The 14,451-nt window shown below is 33.6% G+C and carries 12 protein-coding genes; 10 read left to right on the top strand and 2 right to left on the bottom strand.

The features are described from left to right. Positions 1-112 precede the first annotated feature (112 nt). The 3 genes from mnmG to N3F66_00340 all read left to right on the top strand — a co-directional run bounded on the left by mnmG (position 113) and on the right by N3F66_00340 (position 3,816). Positions 113-1,999: a tRNA uridine-5-carboxymethylaminomethyl(34) synthesis enzyme MnmG gene (gene mnmG / locus N3F66_00330; GenBank protein ID MCX8122593.1), complete on the top strand. Its 1,887-nt coding sequence runs from the start codon at positions 113-115 to the stop codon at positions 1,997-1,999. Positions 2,000-2,449: 450 nt separating this feature from the next. Then, positions 2,450-3,247 (top strand): 16S rRNA (guanine(527)-N(7))-methyltransferase RsmG, encoded by a 798-nt coding sequence (gene rsmG, locus N3F66_00335; GenBank protein ID MCX8122594.1) that lies wholly within the window; start codon positions 2,450-2,452, stop codon positions 3,245-3,247. 8 nt (positions 3,248-3,255) lie between these two features. Beyond that, a complete protein-coding gene (locus N3F66_00340; GenBank protein MCX8122595.1) occupies positions 3,256-3,816 on the top strand; it encodes a hypothetical protein in 561 nt (186 codons plus the stop codon). A gap of 9 nt (positions 3,817-3,825) precedes the next feature. On the opposite strand, the gene N3F66_00345 is transcribed toward N3F66_00340, so the two are convergent. Further along, positions 3,826-5,598 (bottom strand): N-6 DNA methylase, encoded by a 1,773-nt coding sequence (locus N3F66_00345; protein MCX8122596.1) that lies wholly within the window; start codon positions 5,596-5,598, stop codon positions 3,826-3,828. A 93-nt stretch (positions 5,599-5,691) separates the two neighbouring features. Here N3F66_00345 and hypA point away from each other — a divergent pair, with 93 nt between their 5' ends. The 4 genes from hypA (at position 5,692) to N3F66_00365 (ending at position 9,657) form a co-directional block, all read left to right on the top strand. After that, on the top strand, positions 5,692-6,042 hold the full coding sequence (gene hypA / locus N3F66_00350) for a hydrogenase maturation nickel metallochaperone HypA (GenBank protein ID MCX8122597.1): 351 nt from the start codon (positions 5,692-5,694) through the stop codon (positions 6,040-6,042). Between the two features lies 1 nt (position 6,043). Then, positions 6,044-6,532 carry a MogA/MoaB family molybdenum cofactor biosynthesis protein gene (locus N3F66_00355; GenBank protein ID MCX8122598.1) on the top strand — a complete coding sequence of 163 codons (489 nt, stop codon included), beginning with the start codon at positions 6,044-6,046 and terminating at the stop codon, positions 6,530-6,532. A 169-nt stretch (positions 6,533-6,701) separates the two neighbouring features. Then, complete coding sequence (locus N3F66_00360) at positions 6,702-8,147, top strand: FHA domain-containing protein (GenBank protein MCX8122599.1); 1,446 nt, start codon at positions 6,702-6,704, stop codon at positions 8,145-8,147. Positions 8,148-8,151: 4 nt separating this feature from the next. Then, positions 8,152-9,657, top strand: a complete 1,506-nt coding sequence (locus N3F66_00365) for a radical SAM protein (protein ID MCX8122600.1) — start codon at positions 8,152-8,154, stop codon at positions 9,655-9,657. A 4-nt stretch (positions 9,658-9,661) separates the two neighbouring features. On the opposite strand, the gene N3F66_00370 is transcribed toward N3F66_00365, so the two are convergent. Next, a complete protein-coding gene (locus N3F66_00370; GenBank protein ID MCX8122601.1) occupies positions 9,662-10,345 on the bottom strand; it encodes a DNA methyltransferase in 684 nt (227 codons plus the stop codon). 151 nt (positions 10,346-10,496) lie between these two features. Between N3F66_00370 and N3F66_00375 the strand changes: the two genes are divergently transcribed. From N3F66_00375 to N3F66_00385, 3 genes are all read left to right on the top strand, one after another. Next, the gene (locus N3F66_00375) at positions 10,497-11,039 is read left to right on the top strand and encodes a sigma-70 family RNA polymerase sigma factor (GenBank protein ID MCX8122602.1); all 543 of its coding nucleotides are present in this window, start codon (positions 10,497-10,499) and stop codon (positions 11,037-11,039) included. Between the two features lie 114 nt (positions 11,040-11,153). Beyond that, a complete protein-coding gene (locus N3F66_00380) occupies positions 11,154-13,310 on the top strand; it encodes a serine/threonine-protein phosphatase (protein ID MCX8122603.1) in 2,157 nt (718 codons plus the stop codon). A 32-nt stretch (positions 13,311-13,342) separates the two neighbouring features. Beyond that, positions 13,343-14,449: a DHH family phosphoesterase gene (locus N3F66_00385; GenBank protein ID MCX8122604.1), complete on the top strand. Its 1,107-nt coding sequence runs from the start codon at positions 13,343-13,345 to the stop codon at positions 14,447-14,449. Positions 14,450-14,451: the final 2 nt, after the last annotated feature.

The raw sequence follows: 14,451 nt of genomic DNA on the forward strand, positions 1-14,451 counted from the left end.
AAAAAATTTTTTTTCACAGAAAAAAAGGTATTATTAATTGATAATAGTATGCACACTATGTGTTTAATTCAAGCATAATTAAAGAAAATGTTGTAAGAGATAGTTAAATACTATGATACGATATTTTGACATTATAGTCATAGGTGCAGGACATGCTGGGGCCGAAGCAGCACTGGCATCTGCACGGCGGGGTTTTGCAACACTACTTTTGACTGGCAATCTTGATACTATATGCCAGATGAGTTGTAATCCTGCTATAGGTGGGTTGGCAAAAGGGCATCTAGTGAAAGAGATTGATGCATTAGGTGGACAAATGGGATTGACAATAGATGAAACGGGTATTCACTATAAGATGCTCAACAAAAGTAAAGGGCCAGCAGTGTGGGCACCACGTGCACAAGCCGATAAAAAGCAATATCAACTCAGGATGAAGGAAGTTATTGAAAAACAGAAGAATTTAACATTGATACAGGATATTGTGGACGAAATTATTGTTGAAGGTGATACGGTAAAAGGAGTTCAAACCATACGAGGACAGCAACATGTCGCACAAGCAGTTATAGTGTGTACAGGAACATTTTTAAAGGGACTTATCCATATTGGCAATTATAATGAGAGAGCAGGGAGACTGGGTGATTTTTCATCTGAGAAGCTTTCGGATTCATTGCGCGCATTGGGCTTTCCAGTAAGACGGTTAAAAACAGGGACCCCTCCACGGGTTAATGGTAATTCAATAGATTTTAGTAAATGTGAAGTGCAACATCCTGACCCTGTTCCCACACCATTTTCGTACAGGACACAATCCATTAATAGACCACAGGTGCCCTGTTATATTACCTATACAACTGACAAGACTCATACAATTATAATGAATAACCTGCATCTATCCCCATTGTATTCAGGCAAGATTAAAGGTATAGGGCCACGATATTGTCCATCAATTGAGGATAAGGTTGTCCGTTTTTCTTCACGAAATCGCCACCAACTGTTCCTAGAACCAGAGGGATTACACACAAATGAATACTACATAAATGGATTTTCTAGCTCATTACCTGAGGATGTACAATTAGAAATGATTAAAACTATCCCTGGCTTAGAGGAAGTGCAAGTAATGCGTCCTGCGTATGCTGTGGAATATGACTATGTGCCACCGGTAGAGTTATATCATACATTGGAAACCAAAAGGGTCAAAGGATTATATCATGCAGGGCAAATTAATGGGACATCAGGGTATGAGGAAGCAGCTGCACAGGGAATTATTGCTGCAATAAATGCAGGTAATAAGCTATTGGGATTGCCACCTCTGGTGCTTAAACGTTCTGAAGCATATATCGGAGTGCTCATTGATGATCTGGTTACCAAAGGTGCTGATGAACCTTACAGGATGTTCACATCCCGGGCCGAGTACAGGCTGTTACTAAGGCAGGATAACGCTGATGAACGGTTAATGAAGTATGGTTATCAGATAGGCCTAATTGATAAGGAACTATATGAAAGAACCGTTGAAAAGTATAAAAGAATACAGGAACTTACCGCTAAAATAAATAGCATGACCATTGTAATTAATGAAAAAATGAAGGATATTCTCAGAGATAAGAATATAGAGATAGAAGAACAACACCAGATCCTAGCAGGAAAACTGTTAAAGCGCCCTGAAATAACCATGCATGATGTCATGTCTTTTATTGTTGAAAGCGATAGTACCCTTATAATGAATGAGCAGGAAGCTAAGATTGTTGAGATGAATATCAAGTATGAAGGATATATCAGGAAAGATATGGAACGAGTAAAAAAGTTGGAGCAGATGGAAAACAAAAAGATTCCAGAAACTATTGATTACGATAGTATCATTGGGCTTAAAAATGAAGCACGCGAAAAACTGAAAAAAATAAAGCCTCAAACAATAGGGCAAGCGTTGCGCATTTCAGGAGTTGATCCTTCAGATATATCGATAGTCTTAGTACATATAGAATCGTTAAGCAGAAAAAAAAGTAATTAAATAAACTGAAATTAGTTAAATATTTTACAAAAAATGATGTTCCACGTGGAACATTATGTCGCATTATCATATTCAATTATACACTATACCAACTAAATTATTGAATATAATTATTTTATTTATGCTTGAAGATATGGAAATTTTCAAATAATATCGTTTGGTATAATATTATCTTCATGAATGGACTGGCTTGATTAGTGGCTATAAATATTGGCGATTAAAATATATAAGTGATCCTTATAGCTTGATAATGAAAGTATTAAAGTGTGCAATTTAGTAAGGATTTATATACTGCATTCTGAAAGAATGTAATAGATGAGTAAATATATTTATAAATTACATTAAAACAACATCTTATTGTTGCAATTTATTTGTGATGTGAATATGATCATTACTTTATTACAAATTAAGATATAATTTATTTAATTTAAATATATGAAAGGTACCGTTATGCTGGCATTATCAGTAGAAATAGAAGAAAAACTAAAAAACTTTGCCTATTTGATATTTGAATATAATAAAATAATAAATATTACCGGGTTAAAAGATGTCGATTCAATTTATAATCAGCTTATTGTTGAAAGTATTTTGCCACTTAAAAATATCAATGTTCCACGTGGAACATCCTTTATTGACATAGGCACAGGAGCGGGAATTCCAGGCATTCCATTGTTATTATATTTTGGCACGAACATCAATGGTGTATTGGTTGATTCAAATAATAAAAAGATTAAATTTATTGAGAAAGCAATAGGTGTTCTTGGTCTTGCCCACAGTACTATGGTTATACAGGGCAGAGTAGAGGAAATGGCACATGAAAATCAATATAGGGACAAGTTTGATTTTGCAGTAGCCAGGGCTTTTGCGCATCCGTATATGGCACTTGAATATGGATTGCCCTTTGTCAAAATAGCAGGTTGGTTGTATATATATTACGCTTCAAAGTTATATTCTACAAATTATAAAGAAAATGCAATAATAAGCAAAAACAATAGCAGAATGACGAATAATATTAATACATTGCACGATCATAAAGTAGCTAATTTATCACAAAGAAATGTAAAAGCACTTGTAGAGTATTTGGAAAAGCATTCCCATGCTCTATGTGGACATGTGGCAACTTTTGAAGAAGCTATGAATAAGGGCATTGATGAAGGTTTTCTTTTTATCAAGGATGGGCCAACACCGTTACAATATCCAAGAAAGTATGCTATAGTCAAAAGGGAGGTTGATAAGATAAGAGGGTAAATGAATGTATGAAGAAGATAAAACGTCTATCAATGTATATTATTTGGTATGTACTTGCTCTGTATTTGAGTGCGGTGTATGCAGAAAACCAGAGTAGCCTGCATAGTATAGTACTAAAAGATGAAACATTGATTGTACCTGGCACAGGTGCTTCAGGCATAGTAATCGGTATGCCTGAACGTGAGGTCGTATTGATAAAGGGCAAGCCTTTTGAAAAAACAAAAAGTGTTGTCCATGAATTTTTTAAAGATGTATTAAAAATAAATTCTCCATCACAGCTTCACTTTAATTATCTATATATATACAAGAGCCCATCAGCATTTATTGGAATATATAAAGAAAAAGTATCATTTATTGTAGTATGGAATTCCACTGGCATATTGATTGAAGGAATACCACTATCTAAGGGTTTACAGGCAATAGTATATCATTATGGGAATGAGGGCATGTTGAGTATTTCTGGGGCAGATGGGAAGATATGCATATATTCTTCAAAAGGAATAGCCTTTATTGATGATAAGAATGATAATAGCATTGATGGCATTATAATTTTTAAAGGTAATATGTAATTACTTTATTTATGCAATTGAATTGAAATGTTCCATTGTATCGTTAATATGATGAGCAACAATATCACTGATATGGTATTCATGATAAATAATATCATCAATTGAGTCCATTAATAGTTTCCTTTTATGCTCATTTGTTTCTTCCCTTAGTGTTAGGGATAAATTTTTTAACATGTTTTTATTAGATGAATTAATTATTTTTATAGGTAATTTTTCAAGATTCCCGCGTAACACTTTTACAGTAAAAAATTGAGTATCATAGATATATTGAAGAAGGCGTGAGTTTAAGATTGCAGTAAGAATATCCGGATCCAAATCTGGGCTAAGAGGGATAAATCCATTAACATTATTCAAAGTATAAAATCCATGAGGGTCTACAGCAAACGTAAGATGCTTGCCAATAAATTTGTATACTATTTTATTGGGAGTTAGGTAACAACTCTTTTCGGCAACCTGTTGTAATGTAGCCACATTGTACTTGAAATAATGACCACTAAAAGTAATTCGAAATTTTTCGACATCTTTGCCTACAATTATTGGGTCTGGATGCAAACTATCTCTGGTATTGCTTATGTGGTGTTCATTGTTTCCAGTAACAATTCCAAGAAAAAATTTTACTCTGTCTTTTAGTGTAATGTATGAAAGGGACTGAATATGTTCTAATAAGGCAACAGCTTTTCGTGAATAATTAATTGAAAATATATTTTGATATGATTCACTATACATATGTTGTGGTATTAGGTGAGCGGTATTTTTAGCAAGATTTATTAAAGATTTCCCGTGTTTTATATGTACAATATTTTTCTTACGAACATCTTTGCACGGCTCTTTTTGAATTGTTAATGATATCGCCGGTGCATATACTCCTTTAAAACAATCTCCCCATTGTACTATTTCCTTAATCACCGAAAGCGATAGTACTAGTTCTCTTGATTTCTGATGCGCTTTGATATTGAGATATGCTTCTGGAATAAGAAATGATAATATCCCATGATTTCGTAATAAAGACAATGACTTTTCAATAAATAGTGTAAAACTGTTAATACCACTTAAAGCTGAAATATAATGCTGTTTGAAATATTGTTTTTGCTCTTTAGTAAAATATGCACCCCATGGTGGATTACCAATAATAACATCAAATAGCATAGAATTGTATTGTCTATTAAAAAGATCGCCGGATGTAAGGGTGTCTTTATGAAATATGTTAGTTTTTCTTCCTGATATCTTTTGTATATTCCACTGAGCAATCATACAGGCTATAGGGTCTATATCATAACCATACAGATTGGTATGACAAATAATATTGGTAGATTCATTTTCAGGTATGCCAAGGTGTTTGTATAATGTTAATAAATATTGAAAGATATATATTAAAAACTGGCCTGAACCACATGCAGGATCTAAAATCCTCATAGTATATGGATTATCATAGTGCTGAAGTGCATTGTGTACCATATACTGAACAATTGCAGGTGGTGTAAAATACTGTCCTCTCTTTTTTTTGTCATCTGTATCTTTTAGCTGTTGATAAATATAGCCAGCAATATCGCCATATTGTATTATGTCCCATTTTTGGATTACCTTTAAAAGATCATTGCATGCTAATTTTCCTTGTTCAGATAATGGTAATGGAATTTCTCTATTAAAAAGTAAATATTCAAGTATTGTTTGAATGAAATTGGATGACTCTTGGTTTGCAATAATATCTTTTTTTAGTTGCCCTATGCAGTAATCGATATAATGAATGTTATGAGTAATATAAGAATCAAATTTGTTTTTCATGGTTACTATCGGTTATCAAGAATGTAAATACGATGTGTCCATATTTACATATCGATAGTTTCCAGAAAAACGATTAGCATTTGTGAGGAAACAATGCATGAATTATCAATTATGTCTAATGTTCTTGATATCGTAATACAGCATGCATCACGAAATGGTGCAACGAAGGTAACAAAAATTCATCTTCTGGTAGGGGAACTATCTGATTATATTCCAGAGTGGATGCAAACATATTTTGATTTTGTCAGTAAAGATACTATTGCAGAAAAAGCAGAACTTGTTGTTGAAACGGTGAAGGCATCGCTTGCATGTGATGATTGTGGGAATACATTCAATTTCAATAAAAATGATTGGCAATTCAGTTGCCCACAATGTTCTTCACCAAATGTGACCATTATTTCAGGGAGGGAACTTACAGTAAAAAGCATAGAAATAGAGGGATAATATGATTACTATAGCAATAGTTGTTGTAAGTGATAGGTCGTACAATAAAGAGCGTGAGGATCTTTCAGGGAAGGCTATTGAGAAGTGGGCACATAGCAGAGGGTATGATGTTGTAGAATATATCATTGTGCCAGATGAGCGCGAGATGATCGCACGCACCTTGCGAGACCTGTGTGCAAAAAATATTAATTGTATTCTCACTACAGGAGGAACAGGATTTGCTCATCGAGACGTTACACCTGAGGCAACTTCAGATGTTATTGAACGATATGCTCCAGGCTTTACTGAAGCAATGCGACAGGAATCACTTAAAATCACAAAACATGCAATGTTGTCACGGGCAATTGCAGGGATTAGAGGCTCATCAATTATTATTAATTTACCGGGTAGTCCAAAAGCTGTTGTAGAAAATCTTGAAGTTATCCAGGATGCGCTGCCTCATGCTGTGAAACTTTTGCAGGGGCAGGTTAAAGATTGCGCTCATGAATAAAATTTGATTGCATTCACAATTAGGTCATACCGATAGTATAAACAGAGTAGTAAATTTCAAGTCATAAAAATTGTAAATATCTCATAAATTTTTTTAAAACAAGTAGTAGTACTGAAATAAAGATTAAATGAAAGTATTTGTTATTAAATGATGAAATAACGAAAAAACAATGAATACAAAACAAAAGGATATTTTAGCTATTTTTTGTTTGTTTTTAATTTTGCCTGTTATTGTGACTGCAAAGCCAATTATTACGATTGATAGCATCGATGTAACTTCATTTCCAGCGATTAATATAAAAGGTATTATCAACAAACCAGAAAGCACTGATATTGGTGCAGTAACAAAAGAACATTTTACAGTTCTAGAGGATGGCACAAAAGTTAAGAATTTTGAATTAAAAACTTCTATAGCAGATAGTTATATTGCTGTTTGTGTAGATTCAAGTAAAAGTATATCCAAGAAAAATTTTTTAAAACTTAAAAAAATAGCATTGAACGTAATCAGTAAAAGCCCTGAACACTATAAGTTTATTCTGTATAAATTTAATGATGAGGTTGTAAAATTAGGTTCTTTTTTAGAAAATAGATACTATTATCATGAAACTATTGAAACAATACAGCAGCATGGTAAGCGCACAAAATTGTTCAACTGCTTGTTTACAGCTACAGAGGAACTAGCGCGTTATGAGGGGAAAAGATCCATTATACTGCTGACCGATGGGAGGGATGAAGGCAGTTTTATGTTACCAGATGACATTATCAGCAATGCCCGTGAACATTCTATCCCTATATATACAATTGTACCAGAGCGCTGTTCAAAGGCTGCGGTTGTTAGCCGGTTAAGCAAAATTACAAAAGGGAAGCTTCTTGTTGCTGATGCAGGGATAGAACATACTGTACTTAATTTGCTTCAGGGAGGAAAGTCATCCGTTATCCCATTTGAGATTATTTTCACATCCAAAAAACATGATAGTGCAATACATTCCATTGAAGTACAATTCAAATATAAAACTATTCAGGATAATGATACTGTACACGTAAAGTACGCAATAGCACGTAATACCTATTCACTTACTGATGAGCTTCCCTTTGTGGTACTTGCTGGGATTGTAGTGCTATTGATCATGGCGCTTGTTATAGTTATATTGATATTTATAAATAAATGGAGAGAGATAGTTGAGCTCATCACCATGCATAGGATACCAAAACCAATTCAGCGTTATTATTCCGTACTGTATGAAAAAGATGAAATGACAAAAAAAGAAGCAGATACATTACTTTTGGCAACATCTCCTGAATACAGTTATACAAATGCTTGGCTTGTTGAAAAAAGTGGCCCTGAAACAGGGAAAAAATTTCCTCTAATATGGGATGAAGTAACAATTGGGCGCGATAAGGAGAATACTATAGTAATTAATGATGATGCAGTATCCCTGAAACATGCAAAAATAAAAAAAATTGGAAATACATATTATCTTTTTGACTGTGCAAGCGATAATGGTACCTTTTTGAATAACAAGAAGTTATTGCGTCCCAAACCTCTCTCAGACTGGGATGAAATACAGATAGGAAGAACAACGATATTGTTCCGTGGAACAAAGATAAAACATTAAGTATATGTCCCTAAAAGTACTTCTGGTATCACCTCCGGTATTTGATTTTTATTATAGCTTTCACCGTTCTGAACCCCTTGGGCTTTTGTATATTAGGGAAGCTTTGTTGAGGTATGATTGGCTTACGGTAGATATGTTTGATGCACGGTGTAACAGCACCACAAAAATGATACCTACCCCACACATATTTGATTATCTGAAACATATCTATGTTAAGGATACTTCATGGTTTAGTCTTCTTTATGGCTTTAAACGATATGGTTATTCATTTGAAACAATATCAAAATTTGTTAAGGAACATGCGTATGATGTAGTATGCATTTCTTCTCTTTTCTCGGCATATCACCATGATGTTGAGTTACTGGTTAAAAAAATTAAAGAAGAAACCGGGGCGATAGTTATTGTGGGAGGATGGGCTGTATGGGCAGAAAAAACGGTAATTGAAAATGGCAGTGCTGATTTTTATATAAGTGGAGATGGAGATGTGATACTGCCTGAGATACTGCGTGAGATAGATAGCAATAATACATCTAGGTTGCCTAAACTGATTACTACTAAGAATTCAGAATATAACGAATTCTTTGTAAATAGCTTCCCCTCTCGTAGGCACTGGTATACCTACTATGGTGCACGAATAGCAAATATCATCTGTAGCAAAGGGTGTGTGTATCGTTGTGATTTTTGTTCAATACATTGTCGGTATCGTTACTATCAGCGGAATTTTGAATCAATAGAAAAAGAATTAGAATATCTGTATGCACACGGAGTGAAAATAGTCAATTTTGAGGATGACAATTTTTTATTCCACAAAGGATTTGCATTACAGTTGCTATCGCTTTTGAAATATTACCATAAAAAAGGAATGCATTTTTTATGTATGAATGGCGTAACCGCTTTCAATCTTCATTCAGTTTTGGATGATGCTCTTAATGCTGGATTTTTAGAATTTAACCTTTCCCTGGTTTCTTCGCAAAATACAGTAGTTGCTCAACATCACAGGCCTGATGTAAAAGAAATAATCAAAACTATTGCAAAACATTCTGCGGGGAAAGTAAAAGTGGTTGTGTATCTCATAGCGGGGCTACCGGGTTCTACTGTTGAAACCTGTGTTGAGGATATCCTTTTTTTAGCAAAGCTACCTGTTTTAATAGGATTTTCGCCTTTATATATGCTTCCCGGGCTTGAATTATTTGATGCTATTGGTTTACCCAAAGACCGAAGATTATGCAGAGGCAGTGCCCTGTATTATTTTGGAGATAATTTTAGTCGTGAGGATATTGCGGCATTGTGGAAACTATGCCGTTTTATAAATAGGGTGAAGAATCCAGCAACAATTGATGCAGGTGAGATGAAAGAGCATAGTGATTTTTATAAAAAATCCTGTAGAGAAAAGGTATGGTATTTTCGAGATAGCCAAGGTATGTGGCATGAAGGCTTTCAATTTAATGTAACCTTACCCCAAAGTTTTAAGGTATATGATATACAGGGTAATGAAATGCTTATTTTATAAAATTTTACTTTTTATACATTATAAAAAGATAATTAAATCCTCTTAAGAAGAAATTACCTTCTTGGGCAGCTTTGTGGTACTTGCCCATCTGCAATGTTTTGTTATGGCGCACTACTGCAATAATATCAATGGCAGAAAAATATTTAAGCAGTAGTAAAAACAGATGGAAACCAATGGGAACAAACCCGTCTTTTTTATTAAAGTAATCGCACACATACAATCCCATATACCGCTTTGGTTTTAATATTCTATGAATCTCCTTAATTACTTCCTCCATGGCTATGAAATAATCTTGTTCTGTGGCCTTTAATTTGCCTATACATAATGCTTCATTGGAGTAGGTGATGTTGTCGCCGTAGGGAGGGTCAATAAAGACAAAGTCTGCTTTGTTATTTTCAAGGGGCAATTTCCGTGCATCTGCTTTTATTATATCTTTTCGGTAGGGATGAATATCATAGCCCAGACATTTTCTGCCAATATCTTTGCAGACGTCAATGGTGGTGCCGCTGCCACACATAGGATCGACTACAAGATCGCCTTTATTGGTATAGCGCATAAGTAAATTCCAGATAACATATGATGGTGTAGCGCCAGGGTAGTTCTGATCCCCCTGCTGTGTATTACCATAATGCTGTGAAGGGTAATTCCATAGCGTTGTGGTTTGAATAGATAAAGGTGGCTTGAGCATATTTTTACATCCTAATAAAAAAAAGTTTATTTTAATATATCAAAAATTTTTCTCAATTTCAGATATATCATAAAATGAGAAGAAAATAAATAATATTTATGTTATAGCACTTAAAAAATAGGTATAAATTATGGAATACTTTGGAGGAGATATGGGTAACAGAAGTTCAGATTGTATTGCACAATGTTATGTTCTATACGGAAGTTATGTTCGAAGTATCATTAAAAGGTTTTACACAGATAAAGACGATATTGAGGATATTTTTCATGATGTTTTTCTTAAATTGCTTAACGTTGGGTTTTCCGCAGATCCACATTCATATAAAACCAAAAACTATATTGGGAAGGCAACACGACATTGTTGCATTTCACATATGCGTAAAAAGATTGCACGCCAAAAGAATTGCAAAGAAGTCTATACAAGTACTCTATGTGATAGTGATATAGTTGTTGATATATGCAACAAAAATATTGAAGACACAATAATTGAGGGGATGGTTGTCAGTACTCTTTACGATGTTATACATGAGCTTGAATATCATGAGCAAAATCTGGTGTTTGACAAATATTTTCACAATAAAAAATATGTACAGCTTGCTGCAGAGCAGGGAGTTCCATATTATAGCGTTAAAAGGAAGATTAAAGAAATTAATATTAAAATAAAACAAAAGTTAATGAATAAAGGTATTGTATAATAATAAAGGCGATAGCTATTGTAGTATTTAGCTTGAAATTTATCGATATCTATTGTACAAGTAGCTTGTTTTTACTAGCAAACAATACAACAATAGATATCGGAAGGTTTAACTTTGAAATATATTGTTACCCTGATATGTAGTTTCACAATTGTGTATGCGTTTTATGTGGTACTGGTTAATGTACTGAAACGGTTTTCCTATGCAGTAAACAGGTTATTTTCATTTATAGCTTTGCTTACTGCAGGGATGATCTTATGTTTACTTATACCTATTTATGTACCAGGTATTGATGTTACAGTAGTAACACGCTTATATTTTGCACTCATTATAATTATTAATCAATCCTTCTTCCATTATACACAGATATTCCCACGCTGGGAAAAAAGGAGCCCTTTACTCGTTATTATACTATCAGCAATTCCTGGCATTATTACTTTTCTAGTTACTATAGCAACCAATGGAATTATTCTTTCTGCTTCTTTGGTTGATGTTCATCTACAGTTTACCTATGGTCAATTTGTACTACTGTACCTGATTGTGTTTGTTCTTTATATATTGGGCACTTTCTTAACCCTATTCTACAAAGTGCGCCGGTTGGAAAATACCTCATTCAGATATCAGCTTTTTTATGTGTTTATGGGAAATCATGTAGGTGCGTTAATTATACTTGTGTCGTTTATTATTATGCCCTATGTTTTTCACCGCTATGAATATCACAGTTTGGGGATTTCTTCAGCAGCGTTGCTATTGTTATATATCAATAATTATGCTATATCTGATGAGCGGTATCTCAACTTTAAAGAGTTTTATCTTAAAATATTTTTTTATGCAATTGTATTGTTGTTCACTGTTTTTCCAACCTACTTGATTCTTATCAATAGTTACCGTTATTTTTTGGCAGGGGGACAGATACCTGCAGTTGCTGTTGCATTTTTAAATTTTATATATTTAATATTTTTTACCAGGGTTGTACAACCGTACTTAGAAAAATTTATTAAACAAGAATATGCCCATTTAGAAAAACGTTTTAACGATTTTATTCAGGCATTATCGCAAACTGAAGAATTTGAAGGCGATCCAACCTACTGGGACAGGTTCTTTACAACTACTATGGAATCGCTTGAATATTTATTTAATGTTGTTTTTGCAAGCTTTTTAATGTACAATGAATCAGAAAAAGCATATATATTAAGCCACACTGTAGGTCAACAGCCTCAATTGAAGAGGATATCCTTGGATGATTCATTAGTTCAATTATGCCAGACTGTTAAAACAACCATACATAAATCATTGTTCTATACTGATGCAATGATAAGACCATTTGATGATGTACTTACATTGATAAAAAATAATTCAATTGAAGTTATTCTTCCATGTTTTGACCAGTCAGGCAAGCTTATTGGGATTCTTTTTTTAGGGCCTCATAGAAAGGGGCGGCCATATACGTTTAATGAAATTGAGTTTATGGAATTGTACCGCGTGAAATTTAATAATGCACTCATTAATTCACTTCAGATTGAAGAGGTAAAGGTAAAACAGATAGGTGAACATGATAATTTAGTAGTAAGTGCCATAAAAAATTCAATTATACCAAGACAGTTGCCCTCTATTGAACATATACGAATGAGTTCGTTGTTTATGAACAATTCAAATTTAGGGGGTGAATTCTTTAGTGCAAAAGTTTTACATAAGAATGCGCTTGCTTTTTTAATTTCGGATTGCTCATACAGTGGAGTAGATGCTGCGGTACTGGCATTGGAGCTTTATGCTGCTTTTGAATCATTATCCTCAACCTATGATACACCAGAAAAAATAATGCAGTTATTAAACTGGGTAGTATGTACATCAAAATTTACTGAACGATATGCGACAACTTTTTGTTTTACCTTTAACTCTGAGACGTTATCATTAAAGTATATCAATGCTGCATTTAATCCTCTGATAATGTATGAAATTAATAATGACAGTTTTGTAGAATTAGATACAAAAGGTATACCAATAGGAATTGAAAAAGAATTTATTTATGAGTCAAAAGAATATATTGTTAAAGGACCATGTGTTGGATGTATTTACTCTAATGGAATCACTGGTGCTGTGAATCAGATGGGGCAGCCATATGCTGTTGGAAGAATTAAAGATTTGATAAGGCTCCATAATAACGAAAGCCCTGCTCTTTTAATCCGTCGTATCACTGCAGATATAGAGACATACACAAGTAATACAGCAGTTAAAGAAGATATAAGTATTATTATTTTTAGAATTGATTGAGGAAAAATTCCCTTTTTAATATATTTATGATGATGAATATTGATTTTGAAGGATTGGCAAAAAATATTATAGCACTATTGCAGGGACAGGAAAATGTTGCAATTATAATCAAAGGCTCACCTGATCCGGATGCTATAGCTTCTTCATATTTTTTCTGGAAAATTTGTACCATAATGCATGTCAATGCTTCAATATTTTGTTTCATGCCTGCATCTTTACCATCTAATAGAGCTTTAATTTCAATGTTTAACATACCGGTGAAAATTGTTGCAAGTATAAATGAAATAAAATTGAAACGATATTCGGGATATATAGTATGTGATTATCAAACAGCAAGGCTTGAAGATGAATTTTCTTCCACTCCCTGCATTATTCATCTAGATCATCACACTCCTGCAGAACATGATGTTCCTGCAAGTATTAGAATTTTAACAGATGAAGTATCGTCAACCAGTACGCTTTGTGTGCTGTTAATGCAGCATATATCCTTTTTATCGATGGACGATATTTCGGAGCTTTCTACTATATTGTATGTTGGCATAAAAACAGATTCAGATGGTTTTAGCCACATGAATGAATATGATACAGTGGCTATTGAATATATAAAACCATATTGTGATATAGCATCAATTCAAAAAATTGAAAATACACCATTAACTCCTTATACAGTTGCCCTGCTACAAAAAGCAATGAATAATGCTGTCAATTATAAAGATTGGCTTATTGCAGGTGTTGGATTTGTTGAAGAAAAGTATCGAGATACTATCGCCATAATAGCTGATTATCTTTTGCAAAACAACGATGTTGAGCTTGTTGTAGTATATGGAGCAGTCTACCATAATAACCACACTAAATTGGACATAGATGCATCATTTAGAACAAAAAATGAAGACTTTGATTTAAATGAGCTTATTAAAAATATTACTCCTGATGGGGGTGGACGTAAATATAAGGGAGCATTTCAGGTTCATATTGATTATTTTGTCCATTGTCCTGATCAGGATAAATTGTGGGAAGTGATAGAAATTACAACAAATGCTATTTTGCAGAATCAAAGAGACCATAGTTTTGCAATAGCTTTGCAGAGTAAATTTAAAAAACTAAAAAATATATTAAAGCAGCTATTTGGCTTTAAATAAAA

Source organism: Spirochaetota bacterium (assembly GCA_026414805.1).
Lineage (GTDB): Bacteria > Spirochaetota > UBA4802 > UBA4802 > UB4802 > UBA4802.